At 60.6% G+C, this 24848-nt stretch carries 17 protein-coding genes; 13 read left to right on the top strand and 4 right to left on the bottom strand.

Going from position 1 to position 24848, the window contains the following annotated elements:
- Positions 1–3: 3 nt before the first annotated feature.
- The 3 genes from ACR0K9_RS17475 to ACR0K9_RS17465 all read right to left on the bottom strand — a co-directional run bounded on the left by ACR0K9_RS17475 (position 4) and on the right by ACR0K9_RS17465 (position 3728).
- A complete protein-coding gene (locus ACR0K9_RS17475) occupies positions 4–1110 on the bottom strand; it encodes a cytochrome-c peroxidase (protein ID WP_480825116.1) in 1107 nt (368 codons plus the stop codon).
- A gap of 135 nt (positions 1111–1245) precedes the next feature.
- On the bottom strand, positions 1246–3459 hold the full coding sequence (locus ACR0K9_RS17470) for a two-component system sensor histidine kinase NtrB (protein WP_480825153.1): 2214 nt from the start codon (positions 3457–3459) through the stop codon (positions 1246–1248).
- Positions 3460–3473: 14 nt separating this feature from the next.
- A complete protein-coding gene (locus ACR0K9_RS17465; RefSeq protein ID WP_480825114.1) occupies positions 3474–3728 on the bottom strand; it encodes a BolA family protein in 255 nt (84 codons plus the stop codon).
- A gap of 107 nt (positions 3729–3835) precedes the next feature.
- Between ACR0K9_RS17465 and ACR0K9_RS17460 the strand changes: the two genes are divergently transcribed.
- The 8 genes from ACR0K9_RS17460 to ACR0K9_RS17425 all read left to right on the top strand — a co-directional run bounded on the left by ACR0K9_RS17460 (position 3836) and on the right by ACR0K9_RS17425 (position 13881).
- Positions 3836–4459: a DnaJ domain-containing protein gene (locus tag ACR0K9_RS17460; RefSeq protein ID WP_170716335.1), complete on the top strand. Its 624-nt coding sequence runs from the start codon at positions 3836–3838 to the stop codon at positions 4457–4459.
- 1021 nt (positions 4460–5480) lie between these two features.
- Positions 5481–6467 carry a cobaltochelatase subunit CobS gene (gene cobS / locus ACR0K9_RS17455; RefSeq protein ID WP_480535470.1) on the top strand — a complete coding sequence of 329 codons (987 nt, stop codon included), beginning with the start codon at positions 5481–5483 and terminating at the stop codon, positions 6465–6467.
- A 180-nt stretch (positions 6468–6647) separates the two neighbouring features.
- Positions 6648–8525 carry a cobaltochelatase subunit CobT gene (gene cobT, locus ACR0K9_RS17450; protein WP_480825112.1) on the top strand — a complete coding sequence of 626 codons (1878 nt, stop codon included), beginning with the start codon at positions 6648–6650 and terminating at the stop codon, positions 8523–8525.
- Between the two features lie 261 nt (positions 8526–8786).
- Positions 8787–9953, top strand: a complete 1167-nt coding sequence (locus ACR0K9_RS17445; protein ID WP_480825110.1) for an alpha/beta hydrolase — start codon at positions 8787–8789, stop codon at positions 9951–9953.
- Positions 9954–10030: 77 nt separating this feature from the next.
- A complete protein-coding gene (locus ACR0K9_RS17440) occupies positions 10031–11821 on the top strand; it encodes an aminopeptidase P family protein (RefSeq protein WP_480825108.1) in 1791 nt (596 codons plus the stop codon).
- 62 nt (positions 11822–11883) lie between these two features.
- Positions 11884–12228 (top strand): DUF427 domain-containing protein, encoded by a 345-nt coding sequence (locus ACR0K9_RS17435; RefSeq protein WP_480535476.1) that lies wholly within the window; start codon positions 11884–11886, stop codon positions 12226–12228.
- Positions 12229–12314: 86 nt separating this feature from the next.
- Positions 12315–13496: a DUF2235 domain-containing protein gene (locus ACR0K9_RS17430; RefSeq protein ID WP_480825106.1), complete on the top strand. Its 1182-nt coding sequence runs from the start codon at positions 12315–12317 to the stop codon at positions 13494–13496.
- Positions 13489–13881 carry a DUF333 domain-containing protein gene (locus ACR0K9_RS17425; protein ID WP_480535479.1) on the top strand — a complete coding sequence of 131 codons (393 nt, stop codon included), beginning with the start codon at positions 13489–13491 and terminating at the stop codon, positions 13879–13881. Before ACR0K9_RS17430 ends, ACR0K9_RS17425 begins: the two co-directional genes overlap by 8 nt.
- Positions 13882–13894: 13 nt before the next feature.
- On the opposite strand, the gene ACR0K9_RS17420 is transcribed toward ACR0K9_RS17425, so the two are convergent.
- Positions 13895–14668, bottom strand: coding sequence for a FadR/GntR family transcriptional regulator (locus ACR0K9_RS17420; protein ID WP_480825104.1), 774 nt, complete (start codon positions 14666–14668; stop codon positions 13895–13897).
- 335 nt (positions 14669–15003) lie between these two features.
- Between ACR0K9_RS17420 and ACR0K9_RS17415 the strand changes: the two genes are divergently transcribed.
- The 5 genes from ACR0K9_RS17415 (at position 15004) to ACR0K9_RS17395 (ending at position 24844) form a co-directional block, all read left to right on the top strand.
- Positions 15004–16056, top strand: coding sequence for a TRAP transporter substrate-binding protein (locus ACR0K9_RS17415; RefSeq protein ID WP_480825102.1), 1053 nt, complete (start codon positions 15004–15006; stop codon positions 16054–16056).
- Positions 16057–16180: 124 nt separating this feature from the next.
- Entirely contained in the window at positions 16181–18247 is a 2067-nt protein-coding gene (locus ACR0K9_RS17410) for a TRAP transporter large permease subunit (protein ID WP_480825100.1), read from the top strand.
- Positions 18248–18260: 13 nt separating this feature from the next.
- Positions 18261–19943, top strand: a complete 1683-nt coding sequence (gene dld / locus ACR0K9_RS17405) for a D-lactate dehydrogenase (RefSeq protein ID WP_480825098.1) — start codon at positions 18261–18263, stop codon at positions 19941–19943.
- An 81-nt stretch (positions 19944–20024) separates the two neighbouring features.
- Positions 20025–21500, top strand: coding sequence for a Y-family DNA polymerase (locus tag ACR0K9_RS17400; RefSeq protein WP_480825096.1), 1476 nt, complete (start codon positions 20025–20027; stop codon positions 21498–21500).
- Positions 21497–24844 (top strand): error-prone DNA polymerase, encoded by a 3348-nt coding sequence (locus ACR0K9_RS17395; protein ID WP_480825094.1) that lies wholly within the window; start codon positions 21497–21499, stop codon positions 24842–24844. Before ACR0K9_RS17400 ends, ACR0K9_RS17395 begins: the two co-directional genes overlap by 4 nt.
- Positions 24845–24848: the final 4 nt, after the last annotated feature.

Genomic DNA, 24848 nt, shown 5'->3' with positions numbered 1-24848 from the left:
TCCTCAGTTTGTCGTTTCACGCCAGTTTTCGATTGGCTCGTAGAAGGCATCGATCTCTTCGGCGACGAAATCGGGGCCAGTCAGCGGCTCGCCGGACAGCGCCCGTAGGAAGGCCACCAGTTGCGCTTGCTCGGTCTCGTTCAGACCCAGTGGCTTGATGCGCGGGTCCTTGTTTTCATCGTCGCCACCACCGGCGTTGTAGAAGGCCACCACGTCTTGGAGCGTCGCAATCGAGCCGTTGTGCATATACGGCGCGGTGTAGGTCAGCTCGCGCAGCGTGGGGGTCATGAACGTGCCGAACGTATCGGCGGTGTGGGTGCGGATATACGCGCCCGGGTCGGCGCGCAGGTTCATGTAATTCTCGACGCCGAGGAACTTCATCATCGTCACGAAGGTGATGTGGCGTTCCGGTGTCGCCCAGATATCGGGGTTGTCGCCGACGCCGATATTGTGCGGCAGATCATCGGTGAACCGCTCGCCTGCGTGGCAGGAGTTGCAGCCGCTGTCATTGAACAGCTCATAGCCTGCCTTGGCCTCATCCGACATCTCGCCGGTATCGAACGGCGCGCCGCGCGAGATCAGCGTTTTCAGATATTCCGGGATGGCGTTGCGGGCCCCGCCGTTCGACGGTTCGCCAAATCCGGCGGCTTCGAACATCTCGACATAAACCGGATCCTGCTTGATGCGTTCCTGCATCAGACGCATGTCCATGTTCATGGAGTAGGTCTCGGTGATGCTTTCGCGGGTCACGTCGTTGAGATTGGTGCCGATGCGCCCGTCATGGAACCATGCGGCGCGTTTCGCACTGTTGATCAGCGTCGGCACGTTGCGGAAATGCAGGCTGCCGGCATAGGCGTCCGACAGGGCCTGCCCGTCCGTGAAACCGTTCTCCGGCTGGTGGCAGCTGGCGCAGGACAGCTCGGTATCGCCGGAAAGTCGCGGGTCGAAAAACAAACGTTTGCCAAGGGCCGCCTTGGCTGGGTCGAACTCTATGGCTTCGACCGGGCCCGGCTCTTGCGCCTGGGCCTGGTGAACCGGGAACGCGACGCCCATCGTCAGCAGTGATACTGTCGACAGCGCCGAGAACCATGTTCTGGCTTTGGTCATCATCTAAAAGCCCCTTTTCGCTATTCCGATCTCTCGGTTGGCCGAGGACCGGCTTTGCAAAGAGTAAAGGGCAGTTGTTTCGCGAGAATTTGATCCGGATTAAAATCTACGAAAAGATGTTAAGAAATGTAACGAACTCTAGCCGACCGATGCCCGGATGAAACGGGCAAGCTGCTGAATTTCAACCGGCTTCTGCGCCATGATCAGATTGTCGGCAGCCGTCAGATTTTCCATGTCATCGAAATAACTGCTGATCAGGATCGCGGGCACATCGCCCCTGACGGACCGCGCCGCATCGATCAGGGCGTTGCCCATCAGGCCCGGCATCTTGAGATCGGTCACGATCACATCATAGGCACCGGGATCGGTACTGAACGCCTGCAGCGCCTTGGTTGAATCAGCATAAGCTTCGACCCGGTAGCCATACCGCGTCAGCAACTGGCGAGTGATATAAAGCACGTTGTCGTCGTCATCTACCAGCAGCACATGTTCGTCTCCGGTGATTGCGGTGACTTCGGCTTGTTCCTCGTGGCTGAGGGCTGGCATCAGCGGATAGAACAGGCTGAAACACGTGCCTTCGCCGGGGGTTGACTGCAATGCAACCCGGCCGTGGCATTCCTCGACACTGTTATGCACGATGGTCAGGCCCAACCCGGTTCCCTTGCCGACCGGTTTGGTCGAGAAGAAGGGTTGGAAAATCTGCTGCTGCAACGCGTCGGACATGCCGGGGCCATTGTCCTGCACGTCCAGTTGGATAACGCCGATAGCATCGTCGGGCAGATCGTCCAGTGCATCGCGTCCGGCCAGCCCGATGCGCAGCACCACCTCGCCCGGCTGATCGCCCATCGCCTCGAACGCGTTGTGGCACAGGTTCAGCAGGGTCTGGAAAAACAATGTGCCATCGAAATCGGAAAAGGCGCTGTCGACGCCGATCTCGAAACGGGTTTCCACATTGGGCGGGGCCGAAACCCGGATCAGATCCAGCGCCTCTTGCGTGGCCTTGACCATATCGCCGCGCACGGGGTTGCGCGGGCGCTGCCGCGCGAAGGTCAGCATCTTGCGCACCAGGGCCTGCGCCCGCCGTGCCGCGATGCGGATGTGGTTAACCGAGGTCTGGATGTCCGCGTTGCCCTCGGCGTCCAGCTCGATCAGGTCGGCATTGCCGGTAACGCTCATCAAAACGTTGTTGAAATCATGCGCGACCGAGCCGGCAAGGATGCCGACGCCTTCCATCTTCTGCACCTGCGCGAACTGTTCATGTGTGCGCCGGGTTTCGGTCAGGTCCTCGCCGATGCCGATGTAATGCGTGATGGCGCCATCCTGCCCCACCAGCGGGAAGATCGCCGTCGAGGCCCAATAATGGGTTCCGTCCTTACGCAGATTGCGGAACACGCCATACCAGCTTTGACCCTGTTCCAGCCGCTGCCGAAGGTCGCTATAGACACCCTGCCCGGAATGGCCCGATTGCAGCATCTTCGGCGTATGCCCATAGATCTCATCCGGCGCATAACCGCTGAGATCAAAGAACTTGCGATTGGCATATTCGATCTTCAGATCGGTGTCGGTGATGATGATCGAAGCGGGGCTTTGTTCCACCGCGCGGGCCAGTTTGCGCTCGGCAAGTTCGACCTGCTCGCGCAGCTCAAGCTCGGTCTTGAACCTGTGGTTGGTGCGCAGAATGTTGGCGATCAGCAACGTGGTCAGAATGGCGATCACGCCGACCACGATGACCAACCCGACCAGAAAGACCGAGAAGTTGCGCACCAGACGCTCGCCATCCGAAAAGGCCCGGACCATGCCGGACAGGCGATCATCGCGCTCGGCAATCCAAAGTTGCTCCAGCGTGGCCAGTGCGGCAAGGGCGTCGCGGTCGTCGACCCGTACCAGCGCATCGACCTCCTCGGCGCTCAGACCGGCGGCAATCCCGGTCTCGATCCTGGGGATGTTGCCGATATATTCATGCGCAACCGCTTCGATCCGGTTCAGCGCATCCAGTTCGGGCGCAGACGGTCCCGCGCCGCGATAGGCTTCGATGGTGGCAAGCAGGTTGTCGGATTGCTGGCGCAAGGTCGGACCATAGGATGGGTCCTGCCGCAGAACATAGTTCTTGAAGTTGTGGATCAGCCCACCATAGCCGAAATATTCCCGGATATCCGAAATCCAATAGCCGCGCGGCGTGGTCTCCACCGAATAGCTCTGCCAGGCCGTCCGCATATCGCCGATCCGGCTGCCGGTTTCGCGCGACATGTACAGGAACACCGACAGGATCAGCGCAAGCGCGACACCGATCCCGATTGCCACCAGCCACAGCCGTTTGGGATAGTCTTCCGGTATGCCCTGACCCGTCGCCATGCGCACGCGACGGTCTAGGTGTCGATATCCAGCGCCAGCGCATGAATGCGCGGGACGATGTCGCCCAGCGCCTTGTGCACAGCGCGGTGACGCGCCACACGCGTCTGCCCGCCAAACGCCGCCGCACGGATGCGCACGTTGAAATGGCTCTCGCCGCCTTCCTGATACCCCGCGTGGCCGCGGTGGCTTTCGCTGTCGTCGATCACCTCAAGCTCACGCGGGTCAAAGGCTGTTTGCAGACGGTCGCGGATTTCGTCGGTCACGCTCATTTTTATGCTCAACGGCAAATAAATTGCCGCTCCCCTCTTCTACTTTCGGCTGCTTAGATTAAACTGCTGCCTCCGAGTCGAAAAGATGCCTTCGTGAGGATGAGCAGATGGTAAAGTCAGATCCCTTCGGGTTCGATATGTCCGTGTCCAGCGCCAAGAAAAAGAAGCCGCGCGGTCGTCGGGGCATGTCCGGCGCGTCCGAGACCTCGACCCGAATCTGCGACCACGAGGGCTGTGAAGAGGCCGGCAAGTTCCGCGCGCCCAAAGCGCCGGATGTGCTGGATGATTTCTTCTGGTTCTGCCAGCAGCATGTGCGCGAATATAACCAGAAGTGGAACTTCTTCGACGGCACCACCGAGGCCGAGCTGAACGCGCAGCGATCGAAGGACAAAGTGTGGGAGCGCGAGACCAAGCCGATGGGCGACCCCGAGGCACGCGCCTGGGCCCGTCTGGGCATCGAGGACCCGCATCAGGTGCTGGGCGAAAACGCCACCAAGAACCCCGGCCGCGCCAATTCCGGCGGCCGCCGCCTGCCCCCCACCGAACGCCGCGCCATCGAGATCCTCGAAGCGCAGGACAGCTGGTCGAAGGCCGAGATCCGCAAGGCCTACAAGAAGCTGATCAAGGTGCTGCACCCGGATATGAACGGCGGCGACCGGTCACAGGAAGAACAGCTGCAAGAGGTGGTCTGGGCCTGGGATCAGATCAAGGACAGCCGGAGTTTCAAGTAAGGGACGCGATTAGAACCGAAATCTGCGGAGGTCCCCGCTCGCAATTCGCGGGCGGTCGCCGTTTTGCAAGGTCCGCTTGCGTCAAAGGTACGTGTCTTCTTCTGAGCACGCAGCCCCGAATGAAGTGCGTATTGGAAAATCGTGTGAATTTATGAGAGACTCAGGCCGCGAATGACGCCACCCTGAAACTCAAAAAGAGCACACAGAACGATTTCTGAGCAGGGTGATTTCAAGAGGTTTGGGCAGTTGCATCATTCCAACTGGCGGTTTGATACGCCAGCTTTAGGAAAGGACATTGCTTATGCGCCTTTTGGCAAAGTTGTTTTTCGGAATTGCGTGTATTGCATCCTCTCCAGCGCTCGCCGAGGGCTGCTTTCGTGTGCAACTCGACCGCAATTTCACGATCGGGGATCTTCCCGGTGATGCCCCTGCAGAAGGGTTTGTCTGCTATGATCTGTCCGTTCCCAGCGGCCAGAATATGAGCATCGAACTCGTCAGCGGTCGAAACGTATCGATTACCGTTCCCGGATATTATGATGCGCGCAATGACAGGATGTTTCTGGGCGGTTTGCCTGGACATCTTGAGATACGTGTTTTCCAGTTGATGCGCGCAGTCCGGTCAGAGCCGTTTCTGGTCAGACTGAGATTTGAGCCATCCGGTAACGGCTGATCTCACTCGGTGGTCTCAAGCCGTCGAAGGTTGAAAGTTGTGCGGTTTGCCACGGCTCTGTTGCGTATTTCGGCCTGTTTCGAATTGTGCATTTGGCTAAGCAAAAAACACTGCCAGCCCATAGCCCGCACCAGAACTTCACCCCTACTCCGCGTTCCACCGAGGCGCACCAATTGATGCCGGCACACGGGGCTGCCCAGCCCCTTGCCGGCCGAGCGAATAAGGCCAGTTTCAAAGAAAACCCCGCTCAGCTTTTCAGATACGCCTCTTTCGCTTGCCCTTGTCCGCAATATATTGCACCACACTCGGGTTCAAACCCGGTGAACGGGCCAGAGGATAAGGACAAGGCGCATGGCTGACGGATCGATCGATATCAACGCAAAACCTACCGAGGATATCTCGGTCCGTGAGGTGTTCGGCATTGACAGCGACATGGCGGTCAAAGGCTTTGCGGAAGCCAGCGACCGGGTTCCGGCCATCGACCACACCTATAAGTTCGACCCCGAAACCACGCTGGCGATTCTGGCGGGCTTTGCCCATAACCGCCGGGTGATGATCCAAGGCTATCACGGCACCGGTAAATCGACCCATATCGAACAGGTTGCAGCGCGCCTGAACTGGCCTGCGGTGCGGGTGAACCTGGACAGCCATATCAGCCGGATCGACCTGATCGGCAAGGACGCGATCAAACTGCGCGATGGCAAGCAGGTCACCGAATTCCACGAAGGCATCCTGCCCTGGGCCCTGCGCAATCCGGTCGCCATCGTGTTCGACGAATATGACGCGGGCCGCGCCGACGTGATGTTCGTGATCCAGCGCGTGCTGGAGCATGACGGCAAGCTGACCCTGCTGGACCAGAACGAGATCATCACGCCGAACCCGAATTTCCGCCTATTTGCGACTGCAAACACCGTGGGTCTGGGTGACACCACCGGTCTGTATCACGGCACCCAGCAGATCAACCAGGCGCAGATGGACCGCTGGTCGCTGGTCTCGACGCTGAACTACCTCAGCCACGATGCCGAGACGATGATCGTGCTGTCCAAGGCGCCGCATTATAACACCGAAAAGGGCCGCAAAACCGTCAGCCAGATGGTGACAGTGGCTGATCTGACCCGGACTGCGTTTATGAACGGCGACCTGTCGACGGTGATGAGTCCGCGCACCGTGATCAACTGGGCTCAGAATGCCGAGATTTTCCGCAATGTGGGCTACGCTTTCCGCCTGTCCTTCCTGAACAAATGCGACGAGCTTGAGCGTCAGACCGTGGCCGAGTTCTATCAGCGTTGTTTTGATGAGGAATTGCCGGAAAGCGCGGCCTCTGCGAGCTTGGGGTGATTGCATTCTTTGTCATAGCTTCGGTCTGGGTCGTTTTTGATTCAGTTTGGCTGTTTGACAAAGTAGATTGGAAAAAGACGGCGCCTTCGGACATGACGGCGTCGCAATATGTTCACCTGACACGGTTGCGTTGGGAGTGTGTCATACTCTTCTTAGCAACAATGATCTGGAGTACGTTCATTGTCTAAACCAAACGACAACCCTGCTGATCCGTTCAAGAAGGCTCTGGCCGAGGCTACCAAGGTCATGGCCGATGACCCCGAGCTGTCGGTGACCTATACGGTCGACCCCTCGGGCATGTCTGGCGAGTCGATGCGGTTGCCGCAAGTGTCGCGCCGGATGACCCGCGAAGAGGTGCTGCTGGCGCGCGGCACGGCGGATGCTCTGGCGTTGCAGCGCAAGTATCATGACGATGCGACCCATGCCCGCTATGCGCCGCCGGGCGATATGGCGCGGGACCTCTATGAAGCGATGGAAGTTGCGCGCTGCGAGGCGATGGGCGCGCGGGATATGCCCGGCACCGCGTCCAATATCGACGTCAAGATCGGGCATGAAGCGATCCGGCGCGGTTATGACCAGTGCAAACAGCCAGCGGATGCACCTCTGGCGGTGGCGGCGGGCTATCTGATCCGGCATCTGGCCACCGGGCGCGATCTGCCGCCTGCGGCCGAGAACATCATGAACCTGTGGCGTGGGTTCATCGAAGAGCAAGCTGGTGGGACGTTGGAGAATCTGGACGAGATTCTTTCGGATCAGGCGGAATTTGCCAAGTTCGCGCGCCAAATGATCAAGGATCTGGGATACGGCGACCAGCTGGGCGACGACCCGGATGAGCTGGACGACGAGCAGGAGGATCAGGCCGAGGAAGACGCCGAGGAGCAGCCCGATCCCGACAGCACCGGTCAGGATGATCAGGACGAACAGGACGCCGATGCGACGCCTGAGCAGACTCAGGAAGAGCAGCAGGACCAGTCTCAGGCGCAGGTCTCGATGGACGAGATGGCCGAGGATGAGTTGGGCGATGAGGCCGAGATGCCCGAGGGCGAGGCCCCTCTGGAGCCGCCTGCCCCACCGCCAGCGTCCGAGGCCGATCCCGATTACAAGGTCTACCTGAACACCTACGATGAAGAGATCGCTGCCGAGGATTTGGCGGAACCGGCGGAACTGGAACGGCTGCGCGCCTATCTGGATCAGCAGCTTGAGCCTTTGAAAGGCGCTGTCAGCCGTCTGGCCAACAAGTTGCAGCGCCGGTTGCAGGCACAGCAGAACCGGTCGTGGGAGTTTGATCGCGAGGAAGGCATTCTGGATGCAGGCCGTCTGGCGCGGGTGGTGGCCAACCCCACAACGCCGCTGAGTTTCAAGGTCGAGAAAGACACCGAATTCCGCGACACGGTGGTGACGCTGTTGCTCGATAATTCGGGGTCGATGCGCGGCCGTCCGATCTCGATCGCCGCGATCTGCGCCGACGTTCTGGCGCGGACGCTGGAACGGTGCAACGTGAAGGTTGAAATTCTGGGCTTTACCACCCGGGCCTGGAAAGGCGGTCAGGCGCGTGAGGCATGGCTGAACGATGGCCGCCCGCAGCAGCCGGGGCGTCTGAACGATCTGCGCCACATCATCTATAAAGGGGCCGACGCGCCATGGCGGCGGGCACGGCCCAATCTGGGCCTGATGATGAAAGAGGGCCTGCTGAAGGAAAATATCGACGGCGAGGCGCTGGAATGGGCGCATCGCCGGATGCTGGCGCGGCGTGAGCAGCGCAAGATCCTGATGGTGATTTCAGATGGCGCGCCGGTCGATGATTCCACGCTCAGCGTGAACCCGGCGAACTATCTTGAGAAACACCTGCGCGACGTGATCGCAATGGTGGAAAAACGCAAGATGGTGGAATTGCTGGCCATCGGCATCGGGCATGATGTGACCCGCTACTACGACCGCGCGGTGACGATCACAGATGTCGAGCAACTGGCAGGCGCCATGACCGAGCAATTGGCGGCCCTGTTCGACAGCGACCCACGGGCACGGGCGCGGGTTATGGGGATGAAGCGGGTCGGTTGACGGCCCGCCGTCTTCGCGGCACACTCAAATCCATCCAAGCAAAGCTGTGCGCCATATAGGTCGCCGCCAGTGGCGATGTGCCGGATAGCGCAGCAAAGCAGTATCGAAGGGCAGGAACATACGCAGTTCTCCTGTCTGGTGATTGGACTGTGCCCCAACCGGACCAAGCCTGCTTGAAGCCGGTCCTGCGATTCCCCCTAGAAACCCTTGAGATTGTTGTTGAACCTTGTCGTTCCGCGAGAAACGGAGTGTATTTGCCCCATGCGCTATGAGTTTGCAGATTGTATTCTGGACGTGGATCGCCACGTCCTGACCCGCCGCGGTGAGCCGGTTGCAATAGAACCGCAGGTGTTCGATCTGCTGGTGCTGCTGGCAGAGCATCCGGGGAAACTGGTGCCCCGAGACGAAATCATCGCGCGGGTCTGGAATGGCCGCTATGTCTCGGATTCGACCATCAGTGCGCGCGTGGCAGCAGCACGGCGGGCGGTTGGGGATGATGGCAAAGCACAACGCATCATTCGGACAGTCGTGCGGCGCGGGTTGCAGATGACGGCGGATGTGGCCCGTGATACCGGCGCCGGTTCAGACGGCGACAGCCAGACGCAACGGTTGCGGTATGCCCGAGGTGCTGAGGGGCGCGCGATTCCCTATACGCTTTTCGGCGATGGGCTGCCTGTTCTGCGCATCGGCTCGGTCGTGCATGATCTAGAGGCCGAATGGCGCATCCCGTCAGAGCGTACCCGGTTGCAGGATATGGCAAGCCGGTTCCGGCTGCTGCGGTACAACAAGAACCACAGCGTCAGCTCGGATTCAGACCATCAGGCGGTGTATGATCGCAGGATTGAAGAGATTCTGAGTGTCACGCAGGCCGCAGGTTTTGACCGGTTTTCCATTCTTGGCGAAATGGGCGGAACCTTTCCCGCCTTGCACTTTGCCGCAAGATATCCGGAGCGGGTCGAAAAGCTGGTAATCTCTGGCGGATGGGCCGAAGGGCGCGATTACCGTGAAGAGGCCCGGCACCCCGACTCGATCCGGACGCTGATTTCCGAAGGTTGGAACACCCCGGGCAGCGGCTTTGCGATAGGCGCGGAATTCAGCTATTTCCCGGAAGGCCCGCTGGACAGCGTCCGGCATATGGTCGACGAAATGCAGGCGCTTTACTCCAGCGAACAAAGGCTTCTGTATCGCGACATCGCCAACAGCACCTCGATCCTGCATCTGCTTCCGAAGGTGCAATGCCCGACGCTGGTTTTGCATGGGCGGCACGCGGCGGTTCACCCCTTGTCAGAGGCGCGCAAGCTGGCGGCGGGGATTCCCAACGCTGCACTGGTGATCCTTGAGACCGGCAATCAGATCCCGCTGCCGGGAAATGACGTCTACGACACGTATATCCAAACCTTGCAGAGCTTTCTGGAAGCGGAAGAATAGCGCGGCACCGGGGCGCTGGACATTTTGCGCCACAGGCCGCAGGTTTGCGCGCAACAAGACCGACGAATGAGGCCCCGATGTTCCAGAGTTTCGAAGTGACCGCGCGCCCGGAACAGGGGCCTCCGCGACTGGCTGCGTTGCGGGCTGAGTTGGCGAAGGACGGGTTGGACGGGTTTCTGATCCCCCGTGCCGATGCGCATCAGGGCGAATATGTGGCCCCCCGGGACGAACGGCTGGCCTGGCTGACCGGGTTTACCGGGTCCGCTGGGTTTTGCGCGGCGTTGACCCATGTGGCTGGTGTGTTCATCGATGGGCGCTATCGCACTCAGGTCAAGGCGCAGGTGGCTGAGGAGTATACTCCGGTGCCATGGCCCGATGTCAGCCTGAGCGCGTGGCTGAAAGAACAACTGCCCAATGGCGGCAAGGTCGGGTTCGATCCGTGGCTGCACGCGGCCGGGCAAATCTCGGGCGCGCGGAAAGATTTGGGCGACAGCGGCATCGAGCTGGTGCGTTGTGACAATCTGGTGGATCGGGTCTGGGCCGATCAGCCCGACCCTCCGATGAACCCGGTCAAGGCACATCCGATTGAATTTGCGGGGGAAAGTGCGGACAGCAAGATCAACCGTCTTGCAAAGGCACTGCGAGAAGCCGGGCGCGCGGCGGCTGTGATTACGCTGCCGGATTCGATCATGTGGCTGTTGAACATTCGTGGCTCGGACATCGACTATATCCCGGTGGCGCATGGGTTCGCCATTCTGCACAGTGACGGATGTGTCGATCTGTTCATGGCCGCTGCCAAGCTGACCGAAGTCTCGGATCATCTGGGCGATCAGGTGACGATCCATGAGCCGGAAAGCTTCCTTGCCGCTGTCGAGAAACTGGAAGGCGCGGTGCAGGTAGACCCGAACACAGTGCCGCAGATCGTGGCGGAGGCGTTGCAAGACCGGATGGTCGAAGACGGAGACCCTTGCGCCCTGCCTAAAGCCTGCAAAAACCCCGCCGAGATTGCAGGCAGTGCCGAGGCGCATCTGCGCGACGCCGCAGCGGTTGTGGAACTGCTCTGCTGGCTGGATGCGCAGGTTCTGGGCAGTCTGACCGAGACTCAGGTGGTGACGCAGTTGGAAGAATGCCGCCGCCGGGATAATGCGCTGCAGGATATCTCATTCGATACAATCGCTGGTGCCGGGCCGAATGGTGCGATCATGCATTACCGGGTGACCGAGGAAACCGACAGCCGTTTGGAAAACGGTCAGATGCTGGTGCTGGACAGTGGCGGGCAGTATCTGGATGGCACCACCGATATCACCCGGACAATCGCCATCGGTGACGTGGGGGAAGAGGAAAAGACCTGCTTCACCCGTGTGCTCAGGGGCATGATCGCCATGTCGATGCTGCGCTGGCCGGTCGGCATGGCCGGGCGCGATATCGAATGCGTGGCGCGCCTGCCGCTTTGGCTGGCGGGGCAGGATTTCAACCATGGGGTCGGGCATGGTGTGGGAACCTACCTCAGCGTGCACGAAGGCCCGCAGCGCCTGTCGCGCATCAGCCATGTCTCGCTGGAGCCGGGCATGATCCTGTCCAATGAACCGGGATATTACCGCGAAGGGGCCTTTGGCATCCGGCTGGAGAACCTCGTGGTGGTGGAAGAGGCCCCCGCCTTGCCCGGTGGCGATGACGAGCGGGCCATGCTGCAATGGCGCACGTTGACCTATGTGCCCATCGACCGGCGCCTGATCGTGGTGGACATGCTGAGCCGCGAAGAACGCGCCTGGCTGAACGCTTATCACCGCGACGTGGCGGAAAAAATCCGTCCAAGGCTGGGCGAAGCCGCTCAACTGTGGTTGGATGCCGCAACTGCGCCGGTCTGACACCGGTTTGTCACATAGAATGTGCAAGGGGAAACCCGCAAGAGCCGACGGAAGGAACAGACATGGCCAATCAGATCACGATCCGCAAAGCACAGGGCAAATGGAGCGTCCGGTCGGGCGGTGCCATTCTGGGTGAGACCAGCAATGCGCTTGAGCTACTGGATGGGGACAATGACCCGGTGATCTACTTCCCACGCTCTGACATCGCGATGGCCTTTCTGGACCGGACCGACAAGGTGACCCATTGCACAAGCAAAGGGGACGCAACACATTTCTCGATCGTGAATAAATCCTCGGTCACGGAAAACGCTGCGTGGAGCTATGAGGACCCAAGCGACGCGGTGGCCGCGATCAAGGATCATCTGGCCTTCTACCCTCAGGACTCGATCAAGGTGGAACAACTCTGAAGGCCACAGTGTGGCCGGTTAACAGGTCAAAGAACTTCGGATAAGCTGCGGGCATTGTCATTTAGATTTTTGCCCGAGGGTTTGCTTTGAAGAAAATCGTAATCTGCTGTGATGGCACCGGCAATGAGATCAAGGAAAACCAATCCAACGTTCTGAAATTCTATCGCGTCCTGAAGGAAAGCGAGGATCAGATCGGGTTTTATGATCCCGGCGTCGGCACGATCTCGAACAGTGGCGCTTGGAGCCGTTTCAAGAATCAGCTCAAGGGTGTGTTCGGACTGGCCACCGGCTATGGGCTGGATGCCAACGTGCTGGACGCCTACAGGTTCCTGTTGCGTCATTATGAAGACGGAGACGAGATTTATCTGTTCGGCTTTTCGCGCGGGGCCCATACGGTGCGGGTTCTGGCCGGGTTTATCAACATGGTCGGTCTGCTGCATGGGCATCAGGAGCATCTGTGTGCCTACGCGCTGACGGCCTACAAGCAGTCCGGTGCAAAAGACGCATTCGACATCGCCTGGCGCGTGCAGGAGGTTCTTGATGCCCGCCATGTCACCATCCGGTTCATGGGATGCTGGGACACGGTCGCCTCGGTCATCGTGCCGCGCCCGGACCGGATGTACCTGCCTTCGCTGGAATCTCTACCCTACACGCATATGAACCCCTGCGTGCGGGTGTTTCGCCATGCCTGCGCCATTGACGAGCGGCGGCGCATGTTCCGCCTGTCCCGCTGGGAAGAGCCGCAGTTGTTCAAGACAAACCCTTTCATCAAGGATGAAGATGCCGAGCCGCAGGACATCAAGCAGGTCTGGTTCGCGGGCGTGCACGGGGACAATGGCAGCGGATATCCCGAACAAGAGAGTGGCGCGGCGAAATACCCGTTGGGCTGGATGGTGGACGAAGCGCGTAACCATGGGCTGGTGTTCCGCGAGACCATGGTCAAGCGTCTGGTGAATGGCGAGACCCCGAAAAATGTCAAACCCGGCAGCAAACGCGACTATGCCGCGCCCAGCGCGAAGGCGCAGTTGCATGACTCGATGACGTTCTGGTGGCGGTTCCTTGAATATCTGCCCAAGCGCAGGAAACGGCATGACAATCCCAAAACGCAGGAAGAAGGCGGCCTTTATCTGCCCTTGCACGAGCCACGTTTCATCCCTGACGGGGCCATGATACATGCCTCGGTGCGGGAAAGGATGGCGATGAATACCGGCTACGCCCCGGAGAATCTGCCAAACACATGGTCAAACCCGGAGGATGAGAATGACTAAGCGGAACGCTTCCATCGCGGCATTGCTGATGCTGACACCTGTTGCTGCGCTGGCCAATACCGGGCTGGCAAATCCGGCAGCGACCTATTGCATCGCGCAGGGCGGGCTTTATGGCATTCAGGACGGGGCCGATGGCCAAAGCGGGATTTGCCAGTTGCCGGACGGCACCAGGATCGATGCCTGGACCTATTTTCGCGAAAACCACTCTGACCATAAAAGCGACAGCTTTGTCAGGCTTGCAAACCCGGCAGCGACCTATTGCATCGAAATCGGCGGCAGCTATCGCATTGAAGACACCGATCAAGGTCAGGTGGGTATCTGCACCAAGCCTGATGGTACGTCGCAGGATGCCTGGGCGCTGTTTCGGGCGGAAAACCCGGAATAAGTCCGGTCTTTTGTCAGACCGAAAACAGGCGACGCTTGGAGGCGCGGATTTCGCGTTCCTGCTGCTCTTGCCCTTTGCGGAATGAGCTTTCGACAAAATCCATGTGATCGCGGGCGGCTTTTTCGGCCCAGTCCGGGTCACCCTCCAGAATAGCCTGAGCGATTTCCTTGTGCTGGGCCAGCAGCAATTCGCCCGAGCCGTCCATCGTTCTTAGAAACCGGCGGTTATAGAAGACGCCCTGACGGGTCAGATCATAGACCGAAGCCATCATGTGGATCAGCGTGGTATTCTGGCTGGCATCGACAACCGCCGAATGCAGGCGAAAGTCGGCCTCTTCACTGGCGTCGGCATCGTCTTCTTCCCACGCCCTTTGCATCTCGTCGATGATTTCCGAGATGCGTTCCTTGTCGGATTGCGTGGCCCGCAGCGCGGCAAGATGGCTGGCAAACGCCTCCTGCTCGCGCCGGTATTCGAGATAGTCGTAGAACGCGCCGCCATGCCGGGCGTAAAGCGACAACAGCGCCGGAGACATTGCCCGACCGGTCAGCGCCGCGATGAACGTCCCCTCGCCATGTCGCACCGAGACCAGGCCCCGCTGTTCGAGGATCTGCAGCGCCTCGCGCAGTTTAGGGCGCGAGACGGACATCGCCTCGGCCAGGTCCCGTTCCGAGGGCAATCTGCGGCCTTCTTTCAGGATGCCATCGACGATCATCGTCTCGATCTGCTCGACCACCGCGTCGGCAATTGATTCGTGGCCGATGGGCTCAAAAGGGCTGTTGTTGCTCATGCCGATCCTGCTGCGCGTCATTATTCGTGAATTTTTAGTTGTTCACTAAATTTACCAATCCGCCAAGTTTATGCAAGCAATACTACCCAAAACTACGGATGGATGTCGATTTTCTATCTGTTTGCAAAATATAGATAACTTCTAAACCCTCAGACTTTTGGCACGAAATGCCCCTGATTTGGCATCACCTCAGAATGGCTCGCCCCATGCGATCAGTGGTAAATAAAATTGTTGACTACTAGTGTTGGTAAAAAATATTTACCTCTTATGTCGCCGCCATGGCGGGATTTTCGGCAGTCGGTTGATCGGCTGGCACATACCTTGGAGGAGAAACCATGAAGACCACCCTGACATCACTCGCCGTTGCGGCCTCGCTGCTGGCGGCTCCGGTTGCCCATGCAGCGGACAAGATGCTGCTGAAAACCCCGATTGCGTTCTCGACTGCGCTGCCGGGGCTAGGTTCGCCGATCCCGCGCGTGGCCGAGCAGCTGGACCTGATGTCCGGCGGTACGCTGAAGATGAAGGTCTATGAGCCCGGCAAGCTGGTTCCGCCGTTTGAAATTCTGGATGCGGTGTCTTCGGGCAAGATCAACTCAGGCTATACCACCGCCGGTTACTGGGCGGGCAAAATCCCGGCCGCGCCGCTGTTCTCGGCCGTTCCGTTCGGGCCTGAGGCGGGCGAATACATGGCATGGCTGTATTACGGCAACGGCATAAGCCTGTATCAGGAGATGTATGATCAGGCCGGTTTCAACGTCCACGTCATCCCCTGCGCCATCATCGCCCCTGAAACCTCGGGCTGGTTCGCGAATGAGATCAACAGCCCCGAAGATCTGAATGGTCTGAAGATGCGCTTCTTCGGTCTGGGCGGCGAAGTGATGCAGAAGCTTGGCGTCGCGACCTCGCTGCTGCCCGGTGGTGAGATATTCCCGGCGCTGGAAAAGGGCGCGATTGACGCGACCGAGTTCTCGATGCCCGCCATCGACGCGCGCCTCGGCTTCCACAAACTGGTCAAGTACAACTACTTCCCCGGCTGGCACCAGCAGGCGACGGTGTTTGAGCTGATGATCAATAAGGACGTCTGGAACGAAGCCAGCGACCAGCACAAAGCAATCATCGAAAATGCTTGTAAGGCGTCGATGGCTGACAGCTTTGCCGAAGGCGAAGCGATCCAACACGCAGCGCTGCTGGACAATGTCGAAAACAACGGCGTTCAGATCAAGCAATGGAATGACGAGATGCTGTCGACCTTCCGCGCGACCTGGGAAGAGGTTGCCGCAGAGCAGGCCGCCAATGACGAATTCTTTGCCAAGGTTCTGGCCGACATGACCGAGTTCCGCGACGGTTACGCCGTCTGGAAAGAGAACGCGTTCCTCCCCCGCAAGTGATTAAACACTTGCGAATTTCTGAGGGCGGCACCGATCCGCTGCCCTCAGAACCCAGATTTTCTTCATTTCCCAAACGACCCGGGCGCATTCCCGTCCCCACCGCCAAACTCTTGAGGAGGAGACCATGGCCGAGACACAGCGTCATCAGGACGACCCGATTGAAGTCTATGAAAGCATCCTTGAGCATGGCGAGCCCGACCGCCAGAAACTGGCCGTTGCCATCGACAATGGCGTCAAGGCGGTGGGCCATGTGGTCATGTGGGCCAACCTGCTGCTGGTTGCGGCCATCGTATCGCAAGTGGCGCTGCGCTATTTGCTGAACCAGAACTACCCCAAACTGGATGAAATTCAGTGGCATTTCTACGGGCTGGTGACGATGATCGGCATCTCTTACGCTCTAGTCACTGACAGCCATGTGCGGGTGGATCTGCTGCATATGCAGCTCAGCCAGCGCGCGCGGCGGATTATCGAGATCATCGGGATTTTTACCCTGCTGGTGCCGTTCATCTATCTGATGATCGATCAGGGATACGACTATTTCTACGAAAGCTGGCGGGTCAACGAATCCTCGGACAGCCCCACTGGCTTGCCCGCACGTTGGGCCTTGAAAGGCGTGATCCCGGCCAGTTTCATTCTGCTGGCTCTGGCAGCGGGCGCGCGGCTGATCCATGACCTGCACGCGCTGTTCATGAACCTTGAGGAAGAGCGACAGGGCAAAGGCCTGCGCCTGATCCTCTGGGCCTTGCTGGGCTTTGCCGTGGTCGCGACCGCGCTGACTTTCCTTGTCGAGACGACCGAGGAAAAGCTGGTCATCGCCATGTTCCTGACCTTCATCGCGCTGCTGTTCACCGGCTTCCCGGTCGCGTGGACGCTGGCGGGAGTCGGTGTTGCCTATTGCGGTCTGGCCTATCTGTTCGACAACGGCATGATGAACTGGACCGGGCTTGAGGAAACGCTGACCGGGCTGGACTATCTGACGCTGGGCGCGGTGGTGAACCGCGTCTATGCCACCATGTCGAATGCGGTTCTGGTGGCGCTGCCGATGTTCATTTTCATGGGCCTGATGCTGGACGAATCCGGTGTAGCCGAGCGGCTGATGTCTTCAATGCAGCGCCTGTTTGGAACAGTGCGCGGCGGGTTGGCAATCACGGTAACGATGATCGGCATCATTCTGGCCGCCTCGACCGGCATTATCGGGGCGTCTGTGGTTCTGCTGGGCGTGCTGTCCCTGCCTTCGATGATGGAGCAGAAATACAGCCCCTCATTGGCCGCCGGTGTGGTCAGCGCATCGGGGACACTGGGCATCCTGATCCCGCCGTCAATCATGCTCGTGATCATGGCGGACCAGATGGCCTTGTCGGTCGGCGATCTGTTCATGGCCGCAGTGTTCCCCGGTGTGATCATCGGAGCATTGTATCTGACCTATATCTTCGTCATCGCGCTGATCAAACGCGACGTGGCCCCGGTGCCTGAGGGCGCAACCCGTCCCGACTGGGCAGCAGTCAAGGACGTGCTGATCGCCGTACTGCCGACACTGGCGCTGATCCTTGCCGTACTGGGGTCGATCTTTGCGGGCCTGACCACGCCAACCGAAGCCTCGGGCGTGGGCGCTTTGGGCGCGACACTGCTGGCGCTGGGATATCGCAAGTTGACGCTGGCCAAGCTGGTGAACGTACTGAAAGCCACGTTCAACACCACTGCCTATATCTTTGCGATCTTCCTGGGTGCGACGGTGTTCTCCTACGTCCTGCGGGAACTGGGCGGTGACGCTCTGATCGAGGATATGATCCATGGCACCGGACTTGGCCCCAACGGCACCGTATTCATGATCCTGTTCATCGTCTTCCTGCTGGGCTTCGTACTGGACTGGATCGAAATCACGCTGATCGTCCTACCCCTGATGCGACCCATCGTGAACGGGCTGGGCCTTGAAATCGACGGCTTTGGCGTTATCGATGAACCTGCGCTGGTGTGGTTCGTGATCCTTGTGGCGGTGACCTTGCAGACCTCGTTCCTGACGCCCCCAGTTGGGTTTGCGCTTTTCTACCTGAAAGGGGTCTGCCCGCCCGAGATCAAGCTGACCGATATCTACAAAGGCATCATCCCGTTCGTGATCCTGCAGTTGACCGGCCTGTTCTTTGTCTTCCTATGGCCGCAACTGGCGACCTGGCTTCCTTCGGTCGCGTATTAAGGAGGGCTACGGGATGACCGATTCCGATCTGATCAAACGTCTTCAGACCATTTGCGGGCGGCGGCGCGTTTTGACCTCAGCCCGCAGCACCCGGCATTTTCGTCGGGGGTTCCGATCGGGTGAAGGCGACGCGCTGGCGGTGGTTCAACCCGCCACGTTGTTGGAACAATGGAAGGTGTTGCAGGCCTGTGTCGCCGCCGACAAGATCGTCATCATGCAGGCCGCCAATACCGGCCTGACCGAAGGGTCTACGCCCAAGGGCCGCTATGATCGCGATGTGGTGCTGATCAATACGCGGCGGATGGATGATCTGCATCTGATCAATGATGGCAAACAGGTGATCAGCTTTCCGGGCAGCACCTTGTTTGCGCTGGAAAAGCTGCTGGATCCGATCGGGCGTCAGCCGCATTCGGTGATTGGATCATCGTGCATCGGGGCCTCGGTCGTGGGCGGGGTGTGCAACAATTCGGGCGGTTCGCTCGTCGAGCGTGGCCCCTCCTATACTGAACTTTCTCTGCACGCCCGCATCACGCGGGATGGCCAACTGGAACTGGTCAATCATCTGGGAATAAACCTGGGTGACTCGCCCGAAGAAATCCTGACCCGTCTGCAGAACGGTGATTTCTGCACAACAGATGTCGAGACCGACAATCGCAAGGCCTCCGACACCGATTATGCCCGCCGGGTGCGCGATGTGGATGCCGACACCCCGGCCCGGTTCAACGCCGACAAATCCCGCTTGTACGAGGCCGCCGGGTGCGCCGGAAAACTCGCCGTCTTTGCCGTTCGGCTGGACACCTATCCCAAGAACGGCAGCGAGCGTACATTCTATGTCGGCGCCAAGGACACCAGCGCCCTGACCGAGCTACGCCGCCGCATCTTGTCGGGGTTCAACACCCTGCCGGTCAGCGCCGAATATATGCATGAAGAGGTCTTCGACATCTCGGATCGCTACGGCAAGGACACCATGGTGATGATCGACAAGCTGGGCACCGACCGGCTGCCCACCTTCTTTGCGTTGAAAGGTGCGGTGGATGCGCGGTTCGAGGCTATTCCGGGTCTGTCGAATTTCACCGACCGTTTCATGCAGTTCACGATGCGGTTCTGGCCCGATATCCTGCCCCGCCGGATGCGCGCCTATCGCGACCGCTTCCCCCATCACCTGATCCTGAAAATGCACGATGGTGGCATCGACGAGGCGCGCGCGCTGCTGAGCGACATGGTGGATGAGGAGCGTCTGGATTTCTTCGAATGTGACCCGCGCGAGGCCAAGATCGCCGGTCTGCACCGCTTTGCTGCTGCCGGGGCCGCAATCCGTTACATGAAAGTGCACGCGCATGAGGTCGAAGACATCATCGCGCTGGACATCGCCCTGCGTCGCAATGATGTGAACTGGTTCGAGGAATTGCCCCCCGAGCTGGCGGATCAACTGCTCAGCAAGCTCTATTACGGGCATTTCATGTGCCACGTTCTGCATCAGGATTACATCGTGAAGAAAGGGGCCGACCCCAAGGCGCTGAAGGCAGGGATGCTGGAGATTCTGGATCAGCGCGGGGCCGAGTACCCGGCCGAACACAATGTAGGACACCTTTATGCGGCCAAGCCGGATCTGGCAGCGTTCTACAAATCGGTTGACCCGACCAACAGCATGAACCCCGGCATCGGGAAAATGTCGCGCAACAAGCACTATAGCTGACGGGCTTTTTGGCCACGAAAGACTCGACTCTGCATCCAAGGAAACCTAAAAAGAACAAATACAGAACATTTGGTTTCCAGCATGCTCGATGGCACCCGACGGCGTATCGTTTCACTGTGGTTTCCCCGGCTGGCAAGCGACCGGGCTCTGCGTCTGCGTCCGGTCGAGGGGCCGTTTGTTCTGACGCTGAAACAGAACAATGCAAACCGGGTGTATTGCCTGAACACGCAGGCCCAGCGGCAGGGCCTGCATTGCGGCATGCCCTACTCCGATGCCCGCGCCTTTTGCCCCGATCTGCAAAGCCATCCCGCCGACCCGCAGGGGGATCAGCGGTTTCTGCACGCTTTGCGCCGCTGGGCGACCCGCTATTGCCCCTGGGTCGGGCTCGAGGGTGAGGATGGGCTGGTTCTGGACATCACCGGATCGGCGCATCTTGCGGGCGGGGAAGAGATGATGCTGACCGATATGCGCAGGCGTCTGGCCCGGGCCGGGCTGGCGGTGCAGATCGGCCTTGCCCCGACACGCGGCGCGGCCTGGGCCCTGGCGCATTATGGTGAAGGGGTCGCGGATGAGGATACGCTGAAAGCCATCCGCGCCCTGCCGGTGGCGGCGCTGCGGCTGGATGAGGACACCTCGGTCGCGCTGCAACGGCTGGGCCTGCGCCGGATTGGCGAGCTGGCGCAAACCCCGCGCGCGCCATTGACGCGCCGGTTTGGCCCCGAGGCGCTGATGCGGCTGGATCAGGCGCTGGGGGATCAACCCGAACAGATCACCCCGTTGGCCGATCCGCCCCATTACGGCGTGCGCATGACCCTGCCTGAACCCATTGGCCTGCTGTCCGACATGATGGCCGGGGCCGAACGGCTGCTGGAACGGCTCTGCGACAAGCTGAAAGCGCAAGAGATGGGTGCGCGCAAGCTGTGCATGACCCTGCGCCGGGTGGATCAGGATCACCAGCAGGTCGAGCTGCGCCTTGCCCGCCCCCTGCGCGATCCGCATCGCATCCTGCCCCTGTTCGAACGCGGACTGGCCGAGGTGGATGCGGGCTTCGGGATCGATCAGTTCCGGCTGCAGGCCACGCAGGTCGAACCCCTGCCCGTGCGCCAGATCAGCCGCGCCGTAAGCCGGGACAAGGATCAGTTGGACGACCTGATCACCCGCATCGGCACCCGGATCGGGCTGGAACAAATCCACCGCCTGCTGCCTGCGCAAAGCCATATCCCCGAGCGCAGCTTCATCATCTCGCCCGCCGCCTATTCCGACCCCGCAGGCGGGTGGGCCGCCCTGCGTCCGCGCCCTCTGCAACTGTTTCCTCCGGAACCCATTGCCGGATCGGGCCCACATCCGCCGCGCCGCTTTCGCTGGCGGCGCATGTCGCTGACCACGGGCCGCTCAACCGGCCCTGAACGCATCTGCCCCGAATGGTGGCTGGAGGACGAGAACTGGCGCACGGGCTTGCGCGATTACTGGCAGGTCGAAACCCGGCAGGGGCGGCGGTTGTGGCTGTATTACACGCCGCAAAATCCGGGATGGTTCGTGCATGGGGAATTCGCATGAGCAAACCGAACCCGCCCAGCTCACACGCGCAGGACCCCGGCTATGCCGAGTTGGGCGTGACCACCAATTTCACCTTCCTGACCGGGGCGTCCCACCCCGAAGAGCTGGTGACCCGCGCGGCCGAACTGGGCCTGAAGGCCATCGCAATCACCGACCGGAACTCACTGGCCGGGGTGGTTCGGGGCTGGAGCGCGCTGAAAGAGCTGCGGCGCGAGGCCGAAGGGGCGGTTCAGATCCGCTCGCAGCACCGCCTCGATTCTTCATCCCGACAAGAGGTCGGGCATGTGCAGCCGCTCGACAAACCGGATGTGCCCGCCCTGCCCAAGCTGATCGTCGGCTGCCGGCTGGTTCTGCGCGACAGCGCGGTGCACTGGTTGGCCCTGCCCCGTGACCGCGCCGCCTACCAGCGGCTGACCCGCCTGCTGACGCTGGGCAAGCGGCGGGCCGAGAAAGGGGAGTGCCATCTGGATCTGCAGGATATGCTGGCGGCCTGTCAGGGGATGATCCTGATCGCGCTGCCGCAGGCGGGGTTGAAGCAGGCCATCCCCGACATTCAGACCGTCCGGCGGCAGTTCCCCAATGCGGTCTTTCTGGGTGCCGCACCGCGCTATGACGGCAGTGACCGGGCCTATCTGGCGGCCTGCGCGCAGGCGTCACAGCAGACCTCGGCCCCTATGGCGGCGGTGGGGGATGTGCTGATGCACCGTGGCAGCCGCCGCCAACTGGCCGATGTGCTGACCTGCATGCGCGAGCACGTCACCATTGACCAGATCGGCACAAGCGCCCTGCCCAATGCCGAACGGCGGCTGAAAGGTTATGCAGATATGGCCCGGCTGTTTCAGGACCACCCCGGCGCGCTGCGCCGCACACTGGAAATCGCCGACCGCTGCAGCTTTGACCTGAGTGAGCTGTCCTACGAATACCCAGACGAGATCGCCAGCACCGAGACCCCGCAGGCGCGGCTGGAACGTCTGGCGCGCGAGGGGCTGAAACGGCGCTATCCGGGTGGCCCGCCCGAACGTGCGCTGCAATTGATGCAGAAAGAGCTGGCCTTGGTCGCGGATCTGGATTTCCCGGCCTATTTCCTGACCGTGCATGACATTGTGCAATTCGCGCGTTCACAGGGCATTCTGTGTCAGGGGCGCGGATCAGCCGCCAATTCGATCCTGTGTTACCTGCTGGGCATCACCGATGTCAGCCCCGACATGATCGCCATGGTGTTCGAACGTTTCGTCTCGAAACACCGGGGCGAGCCGCCAGATATCGACGTGGATTTCGAACATGAACGGCGCGAAGAGGTGATCCAGTGGATTTACGAGAAATACGGCCGCCACCGCGCCGGCCTCTGTGCCACGGTCATCCATTTCCGATCCCGCGCGGCGATCCGCGAGGTGGGCAAGGTGATGGGGCTGTCTCAGGACGTCACCGCGGGTCTGTCCGGCCAGATCTGGGGGATGAGCAATGGCGGCGTTGACGCGGAAAGGCTGCAGGAACTGGGCCTCGACCTCAAGGACCGGCGCCTGATGCAGACCGTCCGCCTGATCGGCGAGATCATCGGCTTCCCGCGCCACCTGTCGCAGCATGTGGGCGGGTTCGTCATCACCAAAGGGCGGCTGGATGAGCTGTGCCCAATCGAAAACGCCGCGATGGAAGACCGCACCGTGATCGGGTGGGACAAGGACGACATCGACGCGCTTGGCATTCTGAAGGTGGATATATTGGGGTTGGGGATGCTCAGCTGCATCCGCAAGGCGTTTGACCTGATGCAGCAGCACAACGGCGAAACCCTCAGCATCGCGACCGTCCCGCAAGAGGACACGGCAACCTACGACATGCTCTGCGCCGCTGATGCGGTGGGCGTGTTTCAGGTCGAAAGCCGGGCACAGATGAATTTCCTGCCCCGGATGAGGCCGCGCGAGTTCTATGATCTGGTGATCGAGGTCGCCATCGTCCGCCCCGGCCCTATTCAGGGCGATATGGTGCAGCCCTATATCCGGCGGCGCAACGGGCTGGAGAAATCCGAACCCTTCGGCCCTGCCTTGGAAGAGGTGACCCGGCGCACGCTGGGCGTGCCGCTGTTTCAGGAACAGGCCCTGCAAATCGCCGTGGTCGGGGCAGGGTTTTCGGCGGAAGAGGCCGATCACCTGCGCCGTTCGCTGGCTTCGTTCCGGCGGATGGGGACGATTGGCACCTATCGCGACAAGTTCATCGCGGGGATGCTGAACAATGGTTATTCGCCCGAGGTCGCCGACCGCTGCTTTGGCCAGATCGAAGGCTTTGCCGATTACGGCTTTCCCGAAAGCCATGCGGCGGCTTTTGCGATGCTGGCCTATGTCTCGGCCTGGATGAAATGCCACCACCCGGCGATCTTCTCCTGCGCGCTGTTGAATTCGCAGCCCATGGGGTTTTATGCCCCCGCCCAGATCGTGCGGGACGCGCGCGAGCATGGGGTCGAGATCCGCCCGGTCTGCGTCAACGCCTCGACCTGGGACAATCTGCTGGAACGCCGCGCAGACGGGGCGTTGGCCCTGCGGCTAGGTTTTCGCCAGATCAAGGGGTTCAAGCAGGAAGACGCGGATTGGATCGTGGCCGCGCGGGGCAATGGCTATCCGGACCCCGAAACGCTGTGGCTGCGGGCCGGATTGCGCCCGGATGTGCTGACCCGTCTGGCCGAGGCGGATGCGTTCTCCGGCATGGACCTGACCCGGCGCGACGCCCTGTGGCATGTCAAAGCCATCCGCAGCCGGACCGCCCTGCCGCTGTTCAATGACCCGATCGATGGCGAGAGCATCAACGAGCCACGCGTTGACCTGCCGGTCATGCATCTGGGCGAAGAAGTGGTCGAGGATTACGTCTCGACCCGCCTGACCCTGCGCGCGCACCCGATGGAGCTGTTACGCCCGTCCCTGCCCGGCCTTGTGCCCCATGCCACGCTGCAGGACATCCCGCTGGGCCGCTACAGCGTCTGCGGGCTGGTAATCACGCGCCAGCGGCCGGGAACCGCCTCGGGCGTGATCTTTCTGACGCTCGAGGATGAAACCGGCGTCAGCAACGTGGTTGTCTGGCCCAAGGTCTATGAACGCTTTCGCCGGATCGTGATGGGCGGGCGGCTGTTGCAGGTCCGCGGGTATCTGCAGCGCGAGGGGATCGTCGTGCATCTGATCGCGCAGGAGATCACCGACATGTCGCACAAACTGTCCGAGCTTGGGCATCCTCTGGACGAGGCCATCGGCATCACCCAACCGCAAGCGGATGACACCCCACGCCCCCGGCAGAACGGCCCGAGCGCCCGTCATCCCCGTGAACAGGCCAAACGGCTGTTCCCAAGCCGGGATTTTCACTAAGGCG

This window comes from Ruegeria sp. L12, assembly GCF_056531745.1.
Note: the sequence above shows the minus strand (reverse complement) of the source record. Positions and strands in the feature narration are given on the sequence as shown.

Coding starts and splice junctions, on each gene's coding strand:
- ACR0K9_RS17475 (WP_480825116.1), bottom strand. CDS start 1,110: ATGATGACCAAAGCCAGAACATGGTTCTCGGCGCTGTCGACAGTATCA.
- ACR0K9_RS17470 (WP_480825153.1), bottom strand. CDS start 3,459: ATGGCGACGGGTCAGGGCATACCGGAAGACTATCCCAAACGGCTGTGG.
- ACR0K9_RS17465 (WP_480825114.1), bottom strand. CDS start 3,728: ATGAGCGTGACCGACGAAATCCGCGACCGTCTGCAAACAGCCTTTGAC.
- ACR0K9_RS17460 (WP_170716335.1), top strand. CDS start 3,836: ATGGTAAAGTCAGATCCCTTCGGGTTCGATATGTCCGTGTCCAGCGCC.
- cobS (WP_480535470.1), top strand. CDS start 5,481: ATGGCTGACGGATCGATCGATATCAACGCAAAACCTACCGAGGATATC.
- ACR0K9_RS17445 (WP_480825110.1), top strand. CDS start 8,787: ATGCGCTATGAGTTTGCAGATTGTATTCTGGACGTGGATCGCCACGTC.
- ACR0K9_RS17440 (WP_480825108.1), top strand. CDS start 10,031: ATGTTCCAGAGTTTCGAAGTGACCGCGCGCCCGGAACAGGGGCCTCCG.
- ACR0K9_RS17435 (WP_480535476.1), top strand. CDS start 11,884: ATGGCCAATCAGATCACGATCCGCAAAGCACAGGGCAAATGGAGCGTC.
- ACR0K9_RS17425 (WP_480535479.1), top strand. CDS start 13,489: ATGACTAAGCGGAACGCTTCCATCGCGGCATTGCTGATGCTGACACCT.
- ACR0K9_RS17420 (WP_480825104.1), bottom strand. CDS start 14,668: ATGAGCAACAACAGCCCTTTTGAGCCCATCGGCCACGAATCAATTGCC.
- ACR0K9_RS17415 (WP_480825102.1), top strand. CDS start 15,004: ATGAAGACCACCCTGACATCACTCGCCGTTGCGGCCTCGCTGCTGGCG.
- ACR0K9_RS17410 (WP_480825100.1), top strand. CDS start 16,181: ATGGCCGAGACACAGCGTCATCAGGACGACCCGATTGAAGTCTATGAA.
- dld (WP_480825098.1), top strand. CDS start 18,261: ATGACCGATTCCGATCTGATCAAACGTCTTCAGACCATTTGCGGGCGG.
- ACR0K9_RS17400 (WP_480825096.1), top strand. CDS start 20,025: ATGCTCGATGGCACCCGACGGCGTATCGTTTCACTGTGGTTTCCCCGG.
- ACR0K9_RS17395 (WP_480825094.1), top strand. CDS start 21,497: ATGAGCAAACCGAACCCGCCCAGCTCACACGCGCAGGACCCCGGCTAT.